General features: G+C 61.6%; 19 protein-coding genes. 11 read left to right on the top strand and 8 right to left on the bottom strand.

Features of this window, described 5'->3' with window-relative positions:
* Positions 1-26: 26 nt before the first annotated feature.
* Complete coding sequence (locus tag V3587_RS21225) at positions 27-620, bottom strand: TetR/AcrR family transcriptional regulator (RefSeq protein ID WP_007730510.1); 594 nt, start codon at positions 618-620, stop codon at positions 27-29.
* Positions 621-744: 124 nt separating this feature from the next.
* On the opposite strand from V3587_RS21225, the gene V3587_RS21220 reads away from it, so the two are divergent.
* On the top strand, positions 745-1,398 hold the full coding sequence (locus V3587_RS21220; RefSeq protein WP_136471991.1) for a nucleoside/nucleotide kinase family protein: 654 nt from the start codon (positions 745-747) through the stop codon (positions 1,396-1,398).
* A gap of 14 nt (positions 1,399-1,412) precedes the next feature.
* Here V3587_RS21220 and V3587_RS21215 read toward each other — a convergent pair whose 3' ends face one another.
* The 5 genes from V3587_RS21215 to V3587_RS21195 form a co-directional block, all read right to left on the bottom strand.
* A complete protein-coding gene (locus V3587_RS21215; protein ID WP_003942853.1) occupies positions 1,413-1,547 on the bottom strand; it encodes a hypothetical protein in 135 nt (44 codons plus the stop codon).
* A 227-nt stretch (positions 1,548-1,774) separates the two neighbouring features.
* Complete coding sequence (locus V3587_RS21210; protein ID WP_411742241.1) at positions 1,775-3,202, bottom strand: aminobutyraldehyde dehydrogenase; 1,428 nt, start codon at positions 3,200-3,202, stop codon at positions 1,775-1,777.
* Positions 3,203-3,216: 14 nt separating this feature from the next.
* Positions 3,217-3,579, bottom strand: a complete 363-nt coding sequence (locus tag V3587_RS21205; protein ID WP_042921486.1) for a cupin domain-containing protein — start codon at positions 3,577-3,579, stop codon at positions 3,217-3,219.
* Between the two features lies 1 nt (position 3,580).
* Positions 3,581-5,185, bottom strand: coding sequence for a N,N-dimethylformamidase beta subunit family domain-containing protein (locus V3587_RS21200; RefSeq protein WP_042921484.1), 1,605 nt, complete (start codon positions 5,183-5,185; stop codon positions 3,581-3,583).
* The gene (locus tag V3587_RS21195; RefSeq protein ID WP_283377142.1) at positions 5,182-6,636 is read right to left on the bottom strand and encodes an APC family permease; all 1,455 of its coding nucleotides are present in this window, start codon (positions 6,634-6,636) and stop codon (positions 5,182-5,184) included. Before V3587_RS21195 ends, V3587_RS21200 begins: the two co-directional genes overlap by 4 nt.
* Before the next feature lie 248 nt (positions 6,637-6,884).
* Between V3587_RS21195 and V3587_RS21190 the strand changes: the two genes are divergently transcribed.
* The 3 genes from V3587_RS21190 (at position 6,885) to V3587_RS21180 (ending at position 9,590) form a co-directional block, all read left to right on the top strand.
* Entirely contained in the window at positions 6,885-7,931 is a 1,047-nt protein-coding gene (locus V3587_RS21190; protein WP_058038366.1) for a LacI family DNA-binding transcriptional regulator, read from the top strand.
* A gap of 90 nt (positions 7,932-8,021) precedes the next feature.
* Positions 8,022-8,888: an alpha/beta hydrolase family protein gene (locus tag V3587_RS21185; RefSeq protein ID WP_225320177.1), complete on the top strand. Its 867-nt coding sequence runs from the start codon at positions 8,022-8,024 to the stop codon at positions 8,886-8,888.
* 72 nt (positions 8,889-8,960) lie between these two features.
* Positions 8,961-9,590, top strand: a complete 630-nt coding sequence (locus V3587_RS21180; protein WP_283377141.1) for a hypothetical protein — start codon at positions 8,961-8,963, stop codon at positions 9,588-9,590.
* A gap of 137 nt (positions 9,591-9,727) precedes the next feature.
* On the opposite strand, the gene V3587_RS21175 is transcribed toward V3587_RS21180, so the two are convergent.
* Positions 9,728-11,062 (bottom strand): MFS transporter, encoded by a 1,335-nt coding sequence (locus V3587_RS21175; RefSeq protein WP_003942898.1) that lies wholly within the window; start codon positions 11,060-11,062, stop codon positions 9,728-9,730.
* Positions 11,062-12,777, bottom strand: a complete 1,716-nt coding sequence (locus V3587_RS21170; protein WP_083056319.1) for an amidohydrolase — start codon at positions 12,775-12,777, stop codon at positions 11,062-11,064. Before V3587_RS21170 ends, V3587_RS21175 begins: the two co-directional genes overlap by 1 nt.
* A gap of 224 nt (positions 12,778-13,001) precedes the next feature.
* On the opposite strand from V3587_RS21170, the gene V3587_RS21165 reads away from it, so the two are divergent.
* The 7 genes from V3587_RS21165 (at position 13,002) to V3587_RS21135 (ending at position 19,269) form a co-directional block, all read left to right on the top strand.
* The gene (locus V3587_RS21165) at positions 13,002-13,904 is read left to right on the top strand and encodes an Lrp/AsnC family transcriptional regulator (RefSeq protein WP_042921480.1); all 903 of its coding nucleotides are present in this window, start codon (positions 13,002-13,004) and stop codon (positions 13,902-13,904) included.
* A 79-nt stretch (positions 13,905-13,983) separates the two neighbouring features.
* Positions 13,984-14,640, top strand: a complete 657-nt coding sequence (locus tag V3587_RS21160; protein WP_283377140.1) for a FadR/GntR family transcriptional regulator — start codon at positions 13,984-13,986, stop codon at positions 14,638-14,640.
* Positions 14,637-15,440, top strand: coding sequence for a class I SAM-dependent methyltransferase (locus V3587_RS21155; RefSeq protein WP_047269371.1), 804 nt, complete (start codon positions 14,637-14,639; stop codon positions 15,438-15,440). Before V3587_RS21160 ends, V3587_RS21155 begins: the two co-directional genes overlap by 4 nt.
* Positions 15,441-15,496: 56 nt before the next feature.
* A complete protein-coding gene (locus tag V3587_RS21150; RefSeq protein ID WP_042451572.1) occupies positions 15,497-16,048 on the top strand; it encodes an acyl-CoA thioesterase in 552 nt (183 codons plus the stop codon).
* Between the two features lie 45 nt (positions 16,049-16,093).
* Entirely contained in the window at positions 16,094-17,374 is a 1,281-nt protein-coding gene (locus tag V3587_RS21145; RefSeq protein WP_231782649.1) for an NAD(P)/FAD-dependent oxidoreductase, read from the top strand.
* Between the two features lie 69 nt (positions 17,375-17,443).
* Positions 17,444-17,767, top strand: a complete 324-nt coding sequence (locus tag V3587_RS21140; RefSeq protein WP_019745820.1) for a DUF6292 family protein — start codon at positions 17,444-17,446, stop codon at positions 17,765-17,767.
* 80 nt (positions 17,768-17,847) lie between these two features.
* The gene (locus V3587_RS21135; RefSeq protein ID WP_047269369.1) at positions 17,848-19,269 is read left to right on the top strand and encodes a DUF2252 domain-containing protein; all 1,422 of its coding nucleotides are present in this window, start codon (positions 17,848-17,850) and stop codon (positions 19,267-19,269) included.
* The last annotated feature ends 3 nt before the right edge of the window (positions 19,270-19,272 follow it).

Raw genomic sequence — 19,272 nt, 5'->3', positions numbered from 1 at the left:
GCGCGCCTCGCTCGGAACGAGTTACGCTAGTTCTGGGTGAGGAGCAGGCGAACGACGCCTGCCCATTGACTGATCGAACGACGCGCAGACGCGTCGCTCTTCTGCACTGCCCGGGACAGCGCCAAACCACGGAGCATCAGCACCGTCAGATCTGCAATCTGCGAATAGTTCTCGGAAGCAACAATTTCGGGACCGAAAGCGTCGTGGACAACTCGCCGCAGATCCCGTCCGGCGATTCGCTCCGATTCCCGGAGCACCTCGGCCAACACCGGATCCGTCCGCGCTGCGGACCACAGTTCGAGTTCCGCTTGAAATGGCGGCTGAGTCAACGCCGAATACAGAGCGGAGATCGAGTTCTCGATCGTGTCAACCGACGAATCCTGCCGAGACATGGCAGCTCTTACCGCCACCTCGTTCCGTACGACGATGTTCGACACCAACGCCGCAGTGAGCTCCTGCATGTTCGGAAAGTGGTGCAGCAGAGCGCCCCGACTGACTCCGGCAGCGGTTTGCACCGACTGCGCCGTCAGAGATGAATAACCGTCCGCTATCAGTAAATCCGTTGCCGCATCGAGAATCCGGTGGCGCGTCGCTTCGCGCTGCGCATCGCGCAGGGTCACGGTCTCACCTCCAACTTCTCGAGTGGCATGGCTCACAGTTTCACAGTCCATTCAGACTGTCAATGGCCGAAAGCCTCCGGCGTACTCTCGATGCACCGACCCTTCGGACTGATCGGAGCAACACGTGACGACCTCACCGCCGACCGTCTCGCTGACGCTCGACCAACTTGCTTCACGCGCTGCTTCCCTGATCACCGACGACGGTCGGAGAATCCTCGGCATCACGGGCGCACCGGGAGCCGGAAAATCGACGGCGTCACAGGCAATTGTGCGGAAATTGGGTTCTCGTTGCTCCATCGTCGAGATGGACGGTTTTCATCTTGCCAATCGGGAACTCGACCGACTCGGCAGGCATGAACGCAAAGGCGCACCGGACACCTTCGACGTCGACGGCTACGCGGCTCTACTACGCCGACTCCGAGCCTCGAACTCGACGGTCTATGCTCCGGTCTTCGATCGCGAGTTCGACGAATCGATAGGCAGCACAACGGCTGTCGACCCATGTACACCGCTGATAGTCACCGAGGGGAACTATCTCCTCCTACCCAGTGGTGGATGGCAGGAAGTGCGAGCAGCACTCGACGAGGTCTGGTATCTCGACGTTCCGGAGGAAACTCGGACGAAGCGCTTGGTGAAACGCCACAGCCGCTTCGGAAAGAGTTCCGAAGCGGCTGCAGAGTGGGTGAAACGGGTAGATCAGCCGAACGCCGAGTTGATCAGCGCAGTCAGGCCACGCGCGGATCTGATCGTCAGAATCGAACGGTCCGAGCCTCACTGATGTCAGCTGAAAACCTAAGAACCGCCGCCGGTTCCGAGAAAAGTGGCCAGCCCGGCAACTCCGGCGATTCCGCCGAATATCGCCGCCAATGCACCGGCGACGGTGATAACGCTGTCGAGCGCTTTGAGATCGGTGTCGGATGAACCCATGGCAGTCTCCTGGAGTCAGAATTGAAAGTGGGGTTGAATGTGCGCCGAAGTGCGCAATGTTGCACACGTCACTTTACCGGCATTCGCGACCCGGATCAACGAAAACTGTCTCCACATACGTTGCACTGCAACATATTTAAACAGTAGCTTGCAGGTCCACCGAGACACGACGACGGCCACCGGCCCGCAGCGCGGGCAGATGGCCGTCATTGGATATTGCCGAGGAGTCAGACGCTCGTCACATGCATGACGTGCTTGGCCCTCGTGTACTCCGCCAGGGCGAGCTCCGACAGATCCTTGCCGTAACCCGACCCGGCGAAGCCACCGTGAGGCATCTCAGCGGCGAGCATTCCGTGGGCTCCCACCCAGACGCAGCCGAAATCCAGTTCGGCCGTCATCCTCATCGCGGTGCCGTGGTCGGACGTCCACACGCTCGACGCGAGAGCGTACTTGGTCCCGTTCGCAAGTTCGATCGCTTCAGCCTCGGTGGAGAACGACTGTACGGTGACAACCGGCCCGAATATCTCTTCCTGGACCAGCTCATCTTCCTGCTGCACCCCGGAAATAACAGTTGGCAGATAGAAAAACCCTGGTCCAGCTGGCTTTCCCCCGCCAATACATACGTTCGTATTTGCGGAGCGTCTCTCTACTAACTCCGCCACTCGATCACGGTGAGCGCGGCTGACCAGGGGGCCGAGACAATCGCCCGATTCCGGTCCTCCCAACCTCAAGTCCGCGGCCGCAGCCGTCAACTTCTCGGTGAACTCCTCCGCAACCTCCTCTTGAACGAGAATCCTCGTCGCAGCGGTGCAATCTTGACCGCTGTTGTAAAAGGCCCCGGCAACAATCCCCGCGACTGCGCCGTCGAGGTCCGCGTCGGCGAAAACAACGGCGGGTGCCTTGCCTCCGAGTTCGAGATGCAACAGCTTGACGTCTTCCGACGCGGCCTTTGCGACCGAAATACCCGCTCTCGTCGATCCCGTCAGCGCAATCATCCGAGGAACCGGATGAGCGACGAGCGCGGCTCCGGTATCGCGATCGCCGCACACTACGTTCAACACCCCGGGCGGATAGATCTGCGCTGCAAGCACTCCCAGCATCACCGCGGTTTCCGGCGTCTCCTCGGCCGGCTTGAGCACGAGGGTGTTTCCCGTCGCGAGTGCCGGCGCGATCTTCCAGACCGCCATCATCAACGGGTAGTTCCAAGGAGCGATCGCACCGATCACGCCAATGGGTTCACGTCTGACATAAGACGTAGCACCCTCCGTGTACTCCATTGCGGCAACGCCCGGCAGAGAGCGGGCAATACCCGCGAAGTACCGCAGAAAGTCAACACACTGCGGGATCTCGTCGTCTCGCACCTGCCTGAGAGGCTTGCCGGTACTGCGGCATTCGACCTCGAGGAAATATTTCGCGTTTGCTTCCAGCGCGTCCGCGAGGGCCAGCAGCAACTCCTGACGGCGCGCAGGGGTGGACCGGCGCCAGGACCGCGCAGCCTTCTCGGACGAACGGCAGGCTCGATCGACGTCATCGGCGGAACCGACGGCAGCACGGGCATATGGATTGTCGGTCACCGGATCGACCAGCACGGAAAGTCTACCTGCCGGGCTCTCGCACGTTCCGTCGATCACGTGACCAAACGCTGCGACAGTCATCGAAGTTTCCACCGTCAAGAGCGCGATCCGGGGAGCGCGACGAAGAACTTCTTCGACGGCTCAACCGTCTCCCAGGTACCGCGAAACGACTGCGGCACGAAAAATGCTTCCCCAGAAGAGAATTCGCGACGGTTTCCATCGAGGTCGATCAGTGCCACCCGGCCGCTGATCATGATGCAGACCTCGTCGTACGGATACGGGTCGCACAAGAGCGTGCCGGGCTCGCCTTCCCAACCACCGCCGAAGTATTCCCCGTTCGGATCTCCAAATGACCTCCATTCGGATTCCGACCAGTTCGGGCTCGCGTCGTCACCCCACTCCGGGATGAACCGCGTCCCCTGCCCTGGCCCGAACGTTCGAATGTCGTTGACACTCATGTCATTTTTCCTTCGTGTTGGAGCTGGAAATTCGTGCAGCAAACAGATTCAATACGTTTGCAGTTATTCGTTCGGTGAACGGATCGTGATGGATCAGCCCGTTCACCCATTCGGTGGAACCTGCGTTGAACACGGAGCCGAGACCTCGCTTGTGACAGGCGACCATTCCCGATCCGTATTCGAGATCACGAAGGTGATCTGGAGGCTCACTGCCATAGAAGCATTCGATGATTCCCTGCACTTCGGCGAAAGGCGCACCGATCGGAACTTTCCCGTTCCATTTGTCCCGCGAACCCGAAACTGCCGGCGCCATCGCGATGATCTCCAGATCCTCGGGAGCGCCGTCGACGCCGGTCGCATACGGCTGGCCCTTCCGGAACGTGAAATCCACGCCGTCCATCTCGAATCCGGCAACACAGATCGGGGCGATCCCGAAGTTGTCTCCGTAGTACAGGTCGGTTCCGTTCAACGCCCAATGATCCGGCCGGTATACCGTGAAACCGCCCGAAGACCTGGGAGTTGTTGCACCGTAACGATTGTAGACACCGGCCATGCCGGTCAATCCCATCGTCCACGCTCCCGGTCGGGCAACCTCGGGCGAATCCCACGCCGTCGTCACCCGGGTCGGGTCGACTTCTCGCATCGGATCGTCGAACGGATTCTTGTAACAGACTTGTGCGTCGTTTTCGAGGCGTACCTGCCACAGGAAGTTCCCGCCGAATCGCGCCAGACCACCACCCTCTTCGACGAAATCATCTATGCGGTCACGCATCTCCCAGGACCAGTACTCGTCGTGACCGACAACAACTGCGCATGAATATCCCTGCAGCGCCGACGGATCGTTATGCAGATCGTGTTGTGTCACGTGGTGGACGCGGAACCCCTGCTCTTCCGCCCAGACCGTGAACGGCCTCTCGTAAGTGGCCCAGAAGGCGTCCGCATGGTGACGCGAGTAGCCGTTCACCCACGCCCATTCGTACGGCGGGTGACGGGGAATCCATCCGATTCCCGGTGTGTCGGTGTGGATGTTGCGTGCTGCACCCTCGGGTTTGCGCAACATCCCCCGCGCGACGGGACGCTGCGTCGAGGAAATCGGTGTCGGCACATCGCCGGAGCCGTCCGGAACACCTCGGTAGTGGTTTGCCCCACCCCAATCGTTGTAGGCCAACATCGTGCTGGTGGTGTGAATGAGTACGAAGTCGGCATGCTCGGGTTCGCGCGCCTTGACGACGAAGAAGCCCTCCCGCTCAATAGTCACCCCTTCGTGGAGCATCCGGACCAGAACCAAGTACATGCCGGACGTCCATTTCGGATCTATCTCGACGGCAAGGGATTCCGCCCAGTCGCAGCCCACTGCGTACGCGTCGGCAGGCGTCTGCTGCTGCTTGCCCGGCAGACCGACGTATTGCGCGACCTGTTGCGGCCGGGCGCCGTCTCGAACAATTTCGAGGTCGTATTCTTCTGCGGTGGTATGCACTCGGATCGAGACGGTGTCACCACCGAAGTACGAGAACCTGTCCGCATAGACCCATATCTCTGGAGCGCCCGGAACAATTCCGGGACGTTCGACCAACCCTCCGGGGACCGACCATGCGTATTCGCTCATGCCGACAACTCCTCGACCGAGTGTTCACGTACGCGCATCCCGCGGACCACGCCGAATGCGAAAGCCAACAGCAATGGCACTGCCAACAAGAAGTTTTGCGCGGTGGTCAACCCGGTCAGGTCACTCATGTTCATCAAGAGGTATCCGAGCGCGACGATCAACGCCACTGCAGCGAGCGAGGGTGCAATCAACCTCTGCCACAGACCTTCACCGCGAGAATCCTGCGAGAAGAACCTGAGCACGGCGACGGAAGTGAGGACCTGCAACACCAGCACACCGATGATCGTTGGTGTATTCGTCCACACGACTACTTGGGTGTACGGGTCTGCGGGCGTCAGCGCAAAGCCGGCGATTGCCGCGAATACCAGTGCGCCTTGTGTGATTCCGGCGACGCTCGGCGTTCCAGTGGTCAGCGAAACCCGTGCAAGCGCGGCAGGAAAGACTCTCGCGCGCCCCATGGTGAGCAGATAGCGACTGCAAGCATTGTGGAGGGCAAGGCAACCCGCGAAGAAGCTCGTGACGATCAACAGATGCATCACGTCGGTCATCATGGAGCCGGCAAATTCATTGTTGAGATCGAAGATCAGCTCGGACGGGTCACCGCCGAGTAGGTCGCCCATCCGACTCGGGCCGACGGCCTGCACGATCACCCAAGCACAGAATGCGTAGACCACGGCCAGAACAGTGACTGCTGTGTAGGTCGCACGCGACACTGTGCGTTTGGAATCGACAACTTCCTCGCTGTAGATCGCCGTCTGCTCGAAACCGACGAAGGAGGTGAAGGTCAACACGAAGACGCTCGCCAGTCCGGCTGTCATGAAGGTCGACGGCGAAAAACTGTCGAGCGACAGTCCTTCGTGGCCACCTTTCAACAGAACCGCCACACAGAAGACTGCGAGGACGCCGAGCTCGAGCGCCATCAAAACGGCCAGCACCTTCGCGCCGATATCGACCCTGCGATACCCCACCACCACGACCAGAACTGCGACCGCCAATGCGCAGGTGTAGACGGAAACGGTTACTCCCAAGAACAACTCGATCGTCGACGAGAGAAAGATGCCGCAAGCGACGACGAATCCGATCTGGCCACCGAGATAGCCGATGTAAGCCAGCACAGAGGCGCCTGCGCCGACTGTTTTTCCGAGCCCTTCGGTGATGTAGGCGTAGAACGCGCCCGCGCCGCGGATATGCCTGCTCATCGCCGTGAAGCCGACGGCGAACAGTAGATAGACGATCCCGGGAACGACGTACCCCACCGGAAGCGCAGCGCCGGAAACCATCAGGCCCAGTGGCGCGAATCCCACCAGGATCGTCAGTGGCGCCGCTGCGGCGATGACGAAGAAGACCAGATGACGGCTGTTGGTAGTTCCGGCACGCAGGCCCGAGGATGACGTGGGAGAACCGGATTCAGAATGCATTCCTGCACCGGGAGGGTCGGTTTTTTCGGTCATGGGGAGGCTCCGCGAGTTAAGGCAAGTATGCGCCTGCCTGGTCAGGTTTCCCGAGGTTCGCCCGAATTTCTCTCGACGTTCGCCCGGTGTTCCTAAGAGAGTGCCGAATCGTTTCATCAGTGTCAATACCTGCGCTGAAACGATTCGACGATTTGCTTTGAGGTGCCCCTTAGCGGTGCACGCAACATGCCGAAACGATTGATCGATAGGCTGGAGACAAACCGACCAACGAGTAGAAACGATCCGCAGTGGCTACCCCTGTTTCGCCGACGCTTCGTGATGTCGCCAACGCCGCCGGCGTCGCGGTGTCCACGGTCTCCTATGCACTCAACGGCAAGGGCCGGGTCGACGCGGCCACTCGCGCTCGGGTTCAAGAGGTTGCCGACCGCCTTGGATACCGTGCCAATCGGTCGGCCCAGAATCTCAGGTCGGGTCGGACTGCCACCCTCGGGCTGATGCTCCCCGCTCCCGACCAACTGTCATCGGCCGAGTACCTCAATTTCGACTGGTACGGGCGCGTGGCGACCGCCGCGACCCAGGCTGCATTCCACGCCGATCACTCACTCCTCCTACTACCGTCGATGAAAGATCCGAACGGACTGCGGCGCATCGAGATGGACGGCGTACTGGTCGTCGACCCGATGGTCGACGACCCGCGCGTCGAGGTTCTGCAGAAGATCGGAATCCCCTCTGTCGCAGTGGGTCCTGGACACTCCGGGCAGTTCGGATACTCCACCTCACCGGACCTCGTCTCCACCACGGAGACTCTTCTGAACCACCTCGCCGAACGTGGGGCAAGGGACATTTTCGTCCTCACTCCCGGAATGCATTCGGAGTGGACCCGCGCAACGACTTTCGCTTACTTCGAGTGGTGCCGCGCCCGAGGCGTGGCACCACGCACCAGCGAGGAATTGACGTCGTTTCCGGGCGCCAGCACCGTCGAAGGCCTCATCGGCGCCGCGTATGCGGCCACCCGCGAGGCCCTCGACTCCTCGACTCCGCCGGACGCGATCCTGTCGTTGATTCTCGGTTGCGCCCCGGCAGCGGCGCGAGCGGCCCTCGATCTCGGGCTGTCGATTCCCGGTGACGTCTTGATTGCACAGGACAGTGACGAACCCGCCCTGCTGGTTTCCCAGCCCCCGATCACCGCATTCGACTTCTTCCCCCAAGAACAGGCGGCAGCGGCCGTGCATGCACTGTTGGCCCTGGTCAACGGTGACGAACCCGCAGTTCAGAGCTATACGCCTAGCGAACTCCGCGTGCGAGCGAGCACGGCCCATTCGCTCACACCATAAATTCACCTGGCAGCGATAGACTGATTTCCGAATTATCGTCCGTCGCCTGCCGAGAGGAATCAGGTCATCGCGCACCGCTCCCGCGACCGCTTGGCCGGGTATCTCGCCGTAGTGCTGGTCTGTGCACTCGCCCTCCTCGCATCTGTCAGCAGTGCGACCGGCCTCGACCGCGACGTCGCTCCGGTCCGCATCGCCTACGCCGCGGCCGCAGACACTTTCGGCGATCTGTATCTTCCAGAAGGATCGGACGGTGACCTGCCGGTCGTCGTACTCATTCACGGCGGTGGATGGGCCCAGAAGAGCAATCTCGAATACGCGGGCGCGTGGGCAAAAACCCTGACCCCGTACGGAATTGCGGTCTGGAACATCGAATACAGACGCGTCGGCGGTCAGGGTGGTTGGCCGACCACGCTCTCCGATACCGTTACGGCCACCAACGCCCTGGCCGGCATCGTTCAGGAAAAGGCTTCCGGGCGACTGGATTTGAGCCGTATACACATCGCCGGCTACTCCGCGGGTGGACAACTTGCCGCCTGGGTCGCATCGCGATCCCAACAGGGTGCAGACGCCCCGGAACCAAACCTCTCGGTGCCGGTTCGCTCGACGACGATCATGGCCGGCGTCTTCGACATGACGCTCGCCGCAACCGCGGGCAAAGATCGATTTGTTCGAAATCTTCTGGGCGGCATGCCTACCGATCATCCCGATCGCTACCGCATCGCATCACCGATCGAGCACCTCCCCACCGGCCTCCCCGTCACGGTGATCCACGGACTCGGAGACAAGGTCGTGTCGGTCGAACAGAGTCGGCGCTATGCCCGTGCCGCCCGAGCAGCAGGCGACGTGGTCGATCTGATCGAACTTCCCGGCGTCGGCCACGGCGAGTTCGGCAACCCGACGACCGACGCCTGGGCTACCACCAAGCAAGCAATAATCGGCCACATAAATGCCTCTTGAGCAGGTAATACGGGTCACAGTGCTCTCAGCCGCTCGAAATAGAATTAGCTGAAACTCAATCGATGACGTACGGTGGGGTTATCAGAGGGCAGCCGTCAGTCAGGCAGCCGGTCGCTTCGCCCGGAACAACAGTTCCAGTATTCGTTCCAGGGGCAGACTTCCAGTTCGGTGCAAATCCGCGCCTTTGATCACTACGCACTTTCATCAGTCCCGCAGATTGTTGACCAGGCCGAAGGCTCCGACGGAGTCCGCCGCCAATCGCGTACCGACTGCACCAGTATCAACATGCGCTACACACCGCACGGGCCCAAAGACCCTGCGGTTCAAAGGAATACCTTGATCAATACCATGATTCACCCCGACGACACGAACAACCAGACGAACAGCAACTCGACGAACGGTCTACGGATCCCGACTACTTCGGGCCGGATCCGCGAGCGCGGTATCGAAATCGTCTGCACCCTCTACCGTTGCAGCACCGACGAAGCCGCCGAGCTGTTGCTCCGACATTCTCAGACCAACAACCTCAAGGTCACCAGCCTGATCAAAGCGCTTGTCGCCCTGATCGACGAAGACACGTCCGGCACTGGTTACGGAAGCAGTAACACGCTGGCGTCTCACTTCTGGCTGCGTGAGATCAGAAATCTCAGCCAGGCCCACCGACGCAGCGATCATTTTCATCGCCATCTCGTCGGCGCGTAACCGGCGCTGAACGACAACTGACCTGAAACGACAGCTGGGGCAGTACACGGAAATCGTGTACTGCCCCAGCTGTCGTGTTTTCAGTTGTCAGGCGGAAGCCGACTCTCGGCAGTCAGGCGGAAGCCGACTCTCGGCAATCAGGCGGAAGCCGATTCCTTGTTCAGGCCCTGCGGAGCACCGTCGGTATCTGTCGCCTCGTCCACATGCTGAGGAGCGAAGAGCAGGCAGACGATGCTCAGGACGCACATGCCGATCAGCAGTGCGATGACCGGCCAGATGCTGCCGGTTGCCTTGTACATCAGCGTCGACACCAGCGGAGACAACCCACCGAAGATCGCGCCTGCACCCTGGTACGCCAACGAAATGCTCGTGTAGCGGGCCTGCGGCTTGAACATCTGTGACAGGACGGCGGCGATCGGGCCGTACGTGGCCGCCAGCACCAGTCGCATGACAGCGAAGGTCAGGAAGATCAGGAACACGGATCCGGACTTCAGCACCAGGAACTGCGGCGCTGCGAGAATCGCGACTGCCGCAAGGCCCCAGATGACGACGCGGACGCGTCCCACCTTGTCGCCGAGCCACGCCACGCCGAGAGTCGCGATCAACTCGACCACTGCAGCGACACTGAGCGCGTTGAGAATCAACGTCTCCGACAATCCGACATCGGGGTCGGTTGCGTATGCCGTGATGAAGGTCGTCACGAGGTAGTAGCCGCCGACTGCGACGGGCAGAATGCCGATGCCCAGGATGATCGGGCGCCAGTTGGTCACCAGCGCGTACTTGAGCGGGAGCATTTCCGGTACGTCCGCGGACTTCACCTCGGATTCGAAAACCGGGGACTCTTCGACCTTCAGGCGAACGACCAAGCCGACGAGAATCAGCAGCGCCGAGCAGAGGAACGGCAGTCGCCAAGCCCACTCGCGCAGAGCGTCGTCGCCGAAGGTGGAGAGAATGCTGAAGAAACCTGTGGCCAGGAGCGCGCCGGCCGGGTTGCCCAGCTGAGCGAAACCGCCGTAGAAGGTCTTCTTGTCCTCGGGTGCATGCTCGACGGCCATCAGGACCGCGCCGCCCCATTCGCCGCCGACGGCAAAGCCCTGGACGAAGCGGAGCAGTACCAGCAGTAACGGCGCCCAGAACCCGATCGACGCGTAAGTGGGCAACATGCCGATGAGGAACGTGCCTGCACCCATCAGCGTCAAAGTCACCACCAATGCGGTGCGTCGGCCCATCTTGTCACCGACATGGCCGAACACGATTCCGCCGAGCGGGCGAGCGAAGAAACCGACGGCGTATGTCGCGAACGCCGCCGCAACGCCGGTCAGGCGGTCGGTTCCGGGTGGGAAGAAGATGTCACCGAACACCAGGGCGGCTGCCGTGGCATACACGTAGAAGTCGTACCACTCGATAGTTGTACCGACGAAGGCTGCAAATCCCGCCTTGCGGGCCTTCACGATCTGTTGCTCTCGGTTCATTACTTTTCCTCGGTGGTCGAAGTGCTCGACAATAGGTGGTTATGACCTGAATGTGCGAGTTCGCCGTCGATCCAGGTCTCTCGGACCTCGATCTGCGCAATCGCGTCGGCCGGAACCTCGAGGGGATCCGCGCCCAGAATGACGAAGTCGGCCCGCTTGCCGACCGAGATGCTGCCCAGCTCTGCTTCGCGGCCCAGCGCACGCGCACCGTTGAGGGTATGAGCCTGCAATGCCTGGTCGGCGGTGATGCGGAGTGCATCGGAGCCGAGCTGATGGCCCTGACGCGTCACACGAGTAACGGCTGCCTGAATTGCTTCGAGCGGCTTCGGCTCTGCGACGGGGGCGTCGGAGCTGATGGTCACGGGAACTTCGGCAGCGATGAACTCGCCGAGCGGGTTGAACCGCTCGCCCGGAGTGCCGATCGCAGCGGTCACGCCCTCACCCCAGTTGTAGTAGTGCTGTGGCTGGTTCACCGGGTAGACACCGGCCAGGTTCATCCTTGCGATCTGCTCGGCCGTCGGGAGTCCGCAATGCTCGATGCGGTGACGAGCGTCGGCGTCGGGGTGAGCCTTCTGCGCAGCTTCGATGGCATCGAGCACCATGTCGATGGCGGTCGGTGACTGAGCGTGCGTGGCGGTCTGCAGACCCACCGAATGTGCCTTGGCAATCAGCTCCGAGTAGTCCGCCGGCTCGTGGTAGAGCTGCCCGGTGCGGCACGGGTCGCCCACGTAGCCGTCGGGGAAGTATGCGGTCCAGCCGCCGAGTGTGCCGTCGGCGTAGAACTTGATGCCCCCGAACGCGAGCCGCGAATTGCCGAAGGCGCCGTGCATTCCCGTGTCGATGACGTGATCGAGGAGGTGGCTGAGCATGTACATGCTGACGCGGGTCTTGAGCTGATCCTGCTCGGCCAGACGCAGGTACATGTCGAATTCACGCCGGGTCACCTGGCAGTCACCGATGGTGGTGACGCCACCGGCCAGGAACTTGTCCTGAGCGACCGACAGCTGGCGAAGGTGCTCTTCCGGCTCGTCCTCGAGATGGAAGTTGGGGCCGTGATGGCCGACCTTCACTCCGTTGACGCCGGTGAGAATGTTGCACGCGGCGTCGGAGAGCTCACCGGTGAGTTCGCCGTCTTCATCTCGGAAGAACTCGCCACCGGCCGGATTCTCGGTGCTCGCGTCGATACCGTGCTTGTCGAAAGTGAAGGAGTTGACGACGCCGCCGTGACCGCTCGCGTTCATGAGGTAGACCTCGCGATCGGTGGCCACCTGATCGAGCTCTTCCTTGAGCGGGTGACGCCCTTCGATCAGGTTGCGGTGCTCGTAGCCGTATCCGCGAATCGGGACGCCCGCAGGTGCTGCGAGCGCCGCTTCCTGAAGTAGCGCAATGATTCCGGGGATGGAATGTGCCTTCTCCGGCCCACAGTCCACCCAGCTGAGCATCTGCCCGTACATCAACGGGTGTGCATGTGGATCGACGAAGCCGGGGACGACGGTGGCGCCGTCGAGTTCGACCACCGCGGTTGTGCGAGTGCTCAGCCGACGCGCCTCGGTGCGGCATTCCTCGAGCGTTCCCACCGCTGCAAAGCGGTTTCCGAACACCAGGAACGCTTCGGCTCCCACCGTGCTGTCGTCAACGGTGTGGATCTTGGCGCCGGTGAAGATCGTGCCGGTGGCGTCGAGAGGCGAGGCTTCGTGCGTGTGCAACTTGCGCATGGTGGTCCTTCGTCGAGATGGTGGTGCAGGTCACTGCGTGTTGAGCGAAAACTACGCCCTGACCTGGAGCTATGCAATGCATCAAAGTTTCAGACCAGGCGGTATACAACTTTTTTGTATGAGTTCTTGAGCATTTCTGCACTTATCCACATCATCCATGGCAACATGCGACTGTTCTAATAGGAAGCTCATACAGAAAAATCTCTGGAAAAGTTGGGGCAACCATGACGGTCGATCTCGATTCCAAGCTCATTGCCGCACTTCAGCGCAACGGGCGAGCGACGTACCGCGAACTGTCCGTGGCGGTCGACGCCCCACGAGCGGCGGTGTCCACCAGAGTGCAGGCGCTACTCGACTCGGGAACGGTGTCCGTAGTGGCCGTCGCGCACCCCGAACTTCTCGGGCTGAAGGCGCTTGCACACGTCTCGATCGCAGTGTCCGGACCGATGACCCCGGTGCTGGACGCGTTGATCGCATCCGAGGCCGCCGTCTACATCTCGGCAGTCAGCGGGCAGTACAACGTGATTGCGGAACTTCGGGTGCCCAGTCACGACGATCTGTACCGTGCCATCGCCGAACTCCGCTCACAACGTGGCGTTCGATCCGTGAGCACGCTGGTCTACGTCGACGTCATCAAGGGAATCTTCATGCCCGAGACCGCTTTACAAGCCGATATCCGACTCGACTCGACAGATGTCGCGTTGATCGAACTGCTCGAGCGCAACGGGCGAATGCCCTTTCTCGAGCTGGCCGAACACACCGGACTGTCGCCGAGCGCCGTGCGCAACCGGGTCAATCATCTGATCGCGAGCACGGCACTGCGCGTCGGCGCTGTCGTCAAGCGGCGAGGTGGTGGCCGAACGCTGGCGATGGGCATCGGCGTCAATCTGGGCTCACGGGACGACAACGCGGTATCGGAGATCGAGTCGCTGCCCGGAATCGAATTCCTCGCCCGGACCCTCGGACGATACGACGTGATCGCGACGGTCGCCGCCAACTCGTCCAACGACCTCCATGCCCTGTCCGAGCGAATCCGGGGCATCGACGGAGTCAGCGGCTTGGAATCGTGGGCGCATCTCGAGGTCTTCAAGGAGCACTACGCCCGCAGCCTGGACGTACGCGGATAATTCCCAAGTCATTGACCCACTCGTGAGAGCACGCTAACCTCGGGCAAAGTCATTGACTCACTTACCCGAGGTGGCACACATGTCCGACTCCGGACGCAAGGTAGACATCGTCGCTGCGGCGATCGAGGAGGCGATATCGACCGGCCGATGGCCCGTCGGATCAAAACTCCCGCCGGAGACCGCACTGGTCGAGGAATTGGGAGTCGCCCGAAACACCATGCGCGAAGCGGTACGGGCGCTTGCACACGCCGGAGTTCTGTCCGTTCGTCACGGTGGCGGCGTGTACGTCATGGCGGCGTCGCCGGTCGAAGGACTACTCGGGCGCAGGCTCGCCAGAGGTGACGTTCTCGACGTACTGAGCCTGCGACGCGGACTCGAGGTCGAAGCCGCGCGACTTGCAGCGCAGCGCCACACCCCCGAAGATCTCGCGCGGATACATGCAGCCTGGAATGCCCACCCCGGTCACGTCGGCGGCTTCACTGTCGAAGCCGGCATGGCCTTGCACCTTTCGATCGTCGAGGCGTCCCACAATTCCGCACTGATCGACGTCTACCGGGGAGTCCTTGCCGCCGTGACGGATTCGCTGTCCGCCGTCAGTGCCGGTCCAGGTTTCCACGTCGACGAGCACCGACTCTTGATCGCTGCCATCGAGGAACGCAACCCCGGCGAAGCAGCGCGTGCGGCAGGCGCAGCGCTCGATACGGTCATCGACGCAGTCGAAAGGAGCTTGTCGTGAATCGGGGAAACTGGAACGGTGCGGCATATTCCCCTCTTGCCGAACAACTCTCACCTGCATCGACAGAGGCGCTGCGCTCGATCGGGCACGTGAGCACGGCGTACGACGTCTGCGCCGGAACGGGGAACTTTACGCTCCCGGCGGCCCAGTCCGGGATCGCGGTCCACGCACTCGACCTCTCCGCCAGCCAGCTGGAGGTCGCGCGCGAACGCTGGATTCCTCGCCCCGGAACTACCGAACCCACTTTCACGATCGGCGATGCACAGTCTCTGCCGTGGTCGGATTCGAGCGCCGACGCCTGTGTCAGCATCTTCGGGATCATCTTCTGTCCCAACCCTGCGATCGCCCTCGCAGAGATGATGCGGGTGACCCGCCCGGGTGGAAGCATTTGTGTCGCAACGTGGTCGGAGAACGGGTGGGCAGCAGCACTCCGAAGGGAGGCCGCCTCTGCGTGGAATGGCATCACACCACTACCGACGACATGGTCGAGCCCGAGCGAATTCGAGAAGGCAGCAGCTGGATTGGAGTCGGTGAGCTCGGCCTCGCACCTGCTCGAGTGGCAACTACCAGCCGGTTCGGATCCCGTCGAGGAACTGTGCGACCAGGCGCCGGCGTTGAAGAACTTTCGCGAGGCGGTTCGAGGCGCAGGGAATTGGGCTTCGATGTCAGCGCACCTCCGCTCGGCGCTCGCACCCTGTCTCAGATCGAGCGCGGCCGGCCCCGTCGCCACCAGCGAATACGTCCTCCACACGGGCACTGTCCCGAACTCTGACACCGCGCTCTTCCGAACGCGCGGGTAACCCTCTTTGCCGGATACGGTCTCTTCACCGTCCACCGAACCGAAGAGGCCCGCTTGATGTCTGAATCGAACTCCCTACCTGAATTGAAGCAAGCATCGCAGCAAGCATCGAAACAAACCTTGTCCATGTCCGTCCTCATGACGCCGGACATGTCAAACTTCTCGGGCAACGTGCACGGCGGAACGATTCTGAAGTTTCTCGACCAGGTTGCCTATGCGTGCGCGAGTCGATATGCCCAGACCTACGTCGTGACTCTGTCGGTGGATCGTGTGGTGTTCCGCGAACCGGTGCATGTCGGCGAACTCGTCACGTTCAGCGCTTCCGTCAATTACACCGGGCGCACCTCGATGGAAATCGGAATTCGAGTCGAAACCGAAGACATTCTTCTCGGAAAATCTCGCCACACCAATAGTTGCTATTTCACGATGGTGGCGATGGGAAGCGACGGGAAACCGGCTGAGGTACCCCAACTCCGGCCGACCGGAACAATCGCCAGGCAGCGATTCGAGGCCGGGCGACGGCGTCGTGAACTGCGCAGAGAGAACGAGCTTCGTGAACAGTCCATCCGGGCCGCAGTTCGGGACTTAACGCCCGAACACGATGACTGAATCCAGTCATATTTAAGTTATAACCTTATGCATTAAGCTGATCGAGTGACTTCGAAGGCACGGGAAAAGTATGACGTTGTGATTGTCGGCGCGAGCATCGCGGGATGCGCGGCCGCCATCATGTACGCCCAGCAAGGTCTGCGGATAGCGCTTCTCGACGCTCGCTCCGACATCCGGGCGCACAAAGTCCTGTGCACTCACCACCTGCAACCGTGCGGTGCCCCGATCTTGCAACGACTCGGCGCCACGGAAAAACTGCTCGCCCTGGGAATGGTGGAAACCGTTCCGACATTCTGGACCCCTTGGGGAGTGATCACCCCTGACGCGGCAGAGAACTCACCGCCACCTGGGTTCAACGTCCGAAGGGAAACTCTCGACCCCCTACTGCGCCAACTCGCGAACGACTACCCGAACGTCGACCTTCTTCTCGGGTATCGCGTTTCCGGACTGCTGACCGAGAACGGCACTACTGCAGGCGTCTACGGCACCGAACAGGGTTCGGTCTTCACTGTCGAAGCACGATTGACCGTCGGAGCGGACGGCAAGGATTCGACCGTCGCACGATCCGCTCGTTGCGACTCCGTGACTGCATCCAACGGGCGTTTCAGCTATTTCGCACAACTCTCCGGACTCGAACGACCCGGCGGAGAAACGTCATTGTCGTGGTTCATGGATCCCGACGTCGCCTATCTGCTCCCCAACGACGGCGGAATCAGCGTGCTGGTGGTCTTCCCTGCCCTCGACAAGCTCGGCTCGTTCGCTGACGACCTGCCTACTGCTTTCCTCGAGTACGCCAACGCATTACCCGGCGCTCCGCTTGTTCGGCGAGAGCACATCGTCGGGAAGATCGTTGGTACCAAACACTTCTCCACAACCCTCACCGAACCCGTAGGTAACGGGTTCGCACTCATCGGCGACGCTGCGGCAACCAACGACCCGTTGTGGGGTATCGGATGCTCGTGGGCACTCGAGACCGCTCAGATGCTGGTCGATGCGACCGCGCACATGCTGACGGAGACGCCGGCAGACACACTCGACTCACATCGGAACGTGAACGCTGCATTGACCGAATACCGTAGCGCCAGAGCGAGTATGACGAATCACATCGACTACATGAGTGGTTACGCCGGTGGGCGAAAGTTCACCGCGATCGAACGTCTGCTCATCTCCGCGGCCACCCACGACCACGACGAAGCCCGAAGGTTCTACTTGTTCGGTTCCCGGTTGATACCGGCCGAACAGTATCTCTCGACTCGCTCGGTCGCGCGGGCAGCACAAAAACATCTCAGGCACCGTCTGCGTCGTAGATCTGTGGCCGGGACGTAATCTGACAAGCGTTTTTTCGGCGCCGGCAACGGGGAACCCTCCGATCGCAACCGAGCCGGAGGAGCGACCATGCGTGCACACATCGCCATTCCGAGTGAATCGACTTGTCACAGGTACGTAGTCGCCGTCGCCAGCTCTACCTTCGCCGAATCGGTCATCTGGTGCGACGGCCCCGCGTTCGACGCAGTACTCGTTCTGGGCAGCGAGATTCCGCAGCACAGTGGCCACCGAGCCGTACTCGCCTGGAATCACTACTTCGGGTGGGCGCTCGGCGTGGAAACGACACCGGATACGTCGTTCGCCGTTGTCGAATGCCTCGGTATCGGGAGAATGCCGGATCCTGAACTGTGCGCCGACCGCGCTGTCGAGTTGATTGCCCAGGCGGGTAGTTAAGGAACTCGTCGCGCGGCGCACAATCCGGCGGGCATAAGATCGAGCGCGAGTTTCGCACGCCCGACGAAAGAGAGCCCGACATGGACCCGCTGAACAGGCCTGCCGGTCAGCTGGCTCTCGAGAACGAACCGGACGGCAGGGCGACTTTGCGGGCGCGTCAGACGCCGCGCAGTGAGCGTCGCAAGATCGGGAAAGGCCTGCGCAAGCGAGTGGCGCGATCGTCGCTCGGCGACTGGACGCCCCCATCCGATCGACGTGACCCGGTCGATCAGGTCAACACGGCACACGAGGGAAGACTCGACTGGTTGGTTCCGATCCGTGTGGGGCGAATGGTCGCTTCGCCATACGGATTCCTGCGCGGTACCGCCGGATTGATGGCAGAGGACATGGCGCAGCTGCCGTCCACCGGCATCACTCCCGTCATCTGTGGAGATGCGCACGTCGGAAACTTCGGGTTCTACGGATCTCCGGAACGCGAACTTGTCATAGACCTCAACGATTTCGACGAAGCACATCCCGGCCCCTGGGAATGGGATCTACGAAGGCTGGCTGCGAGCATCTGGGTGGCCGGTCGGCAGAACGGTCTCACCGAAGCTCAATGCGAAACAGCAACAACCTCGTGTGTGTCCGCGTATCGCCTCCACTTGGCGAAGCTCTCCGAGCGTCCGCTGTTCGATCGCTCCTTCGACCGGGTCGATCTCGACGGACTCACCGACCACGTCACCGATCCTGGGTTGCTGGCCGAGATCAGGCGCGCCGCGGAGCGCGCCCGGCGGCGTACGAGTGACCATGCGGTGCCGCGGTTCACCGTCGAGGATCACGGACGGCGCCAGTTGGTCGAGAACCCGCCGCTCACAACACGACTCACGCCGCAGGACACCGACTTCCTCCTGGAGGGTCTGGACGAGTATCTCGAAACCCTTGCACCACACTGGCGCCGAGTCGTCTCGGGATACAACGTCATCGACGTCGCGCACCGGGTTGTCGGAGTCGGGAGTGTCGCTCTGCGCGCCTATGTGGCCCTGTGCGAAGGGAGCATCCCGGACGACGTCATCTTCTTGCAGCTCAAGCAGGCTCGCCGATCCGTCGTTGCACCCTTCGTGCACGGTGACTCGGCCTGGCACGACCATCAAGGACGACGCGTCGCGGAATACCAGCAGGCTCTCCAGACAGTCAGCGATCCACTGCTCGGGTGGTGCACCGTGGACGACCGCCAGTACTACGTCCGTCAGTTCCGGAACATGAAAGGTTCTGTGGACCTGAACAATATCGATGCAGCGGCCTTGACCGACTATGTCGCGATCTGCGGTCGCCTACTGGCCAAGGGACACGCACGAACCAGTGGCGCGTCACTGATTTCCGGTTACCTGGGAACCTCGGACGCGGTCGATACCGCCCTCACCCGGTTTGCTCGGCTCTACGCCGATCAAACCGAACGTGACCACGACGCTCTGTGCCGGGCGGTATCGGCCGGTACGATCGCCGCGGAGCCGGGAATCTGATCC

Origin of the sequence: Rhodococcus sp. IEGM 1306 (genome assembly GCF_036541985.1) — a bacterium.
Lineage (GTDB): Bacteria > Actinomycetota > Actinomycetes > Mycobacteriales > Mycobacteriaceae > Rhodococcus_F > Rhodococcus_F qingshengii.
Note: the sequence above shows the minus strand (reverse complement) of the source record. Positions and strands in the feature narration are given on the sequence as shown.

Coding starts and splice junctions, on each gene's coding strand:
- V3587_RS21195 (WP_283377142.1), bottom strand. CDS start 6,636: ATGACCGAAAAAACCGACCCTCCCGGTGCAGGAATGCATTCTGAATCC.
- V3587_RS21210 (WP_411742241.1), bottom strand. CDS start 3,202: ATGACTGTCGCAGCGTTTGGTCACGTGATCGACGGAACGTGCGAGAGC.
- V3587_RS21170 (WP_083056319.1), bottom strand. CDS start 12,777: ATGCGCAAGTTGCACACGCACGAAGCCTCGCCTCTCGACGCCACCGGC.
- V3587_RS21160 (WP_283377140.1), top strand. CDS start 13,984: ATGTCCGACTCCGGACGCAAGGTAGACATCGTCGCTGCGGCGATCGAG.
- V3587_RS21215 (WP_003942853.1), bottom strand. CDS start 1,547: ATGGGTTCATCCGACACCGATCTCAAAGCGCTCGACAGCGTTATCACC.
- V3587_RS21205 (WP_042921486.1), bottom strand. CDS start 3,579: ATGAGTGTCAACGACATTCGAACGTTCGGGCCAGGGCAGGGGACGCGG.
- V3587_RS21150 (WP_042451572.1), top strand. CDS start 15,497: ATGTCTGAATCGAACTCCCTACCTGAATTGAAGCAAGCATCGCAGCAA.
- V3587_RS21165 (WP_042921480.1), top strand. CDS start 13,002: ATGACGGTCGATCTCGATTCCAAGCTCATTGCCGCACTTCAGCGCAAC.
- V3587_RS21135 (WP_047269369.1), top strand. CDS start 17,848: ATGGACCCGCTGAACAGGCCTGCCGGTCAGCTGGCTCTCGAGAACGAA.
- V3587_RS21200 (WP_042921484.1), bottom strand. CDS start 5,185: ATGAGCGAATACGCATGGTCGGTCCCCGGAGGGTTGGTCGAACGTCCC.
- V3587_RS21140 (WP_019745820.1), top strand. CDS start 17,444: ATGCGTGCACACATCGCCATTCCGAGTGAATCGACTTGTCACAGGTAC.
- V3587_RS21175 (WP_003942898.1), bottom strand. CDS start 11,062: ATGAACCGAGAGCAACAGATCGTGAAGGCCCGCAAGGCGGGATTTGCA.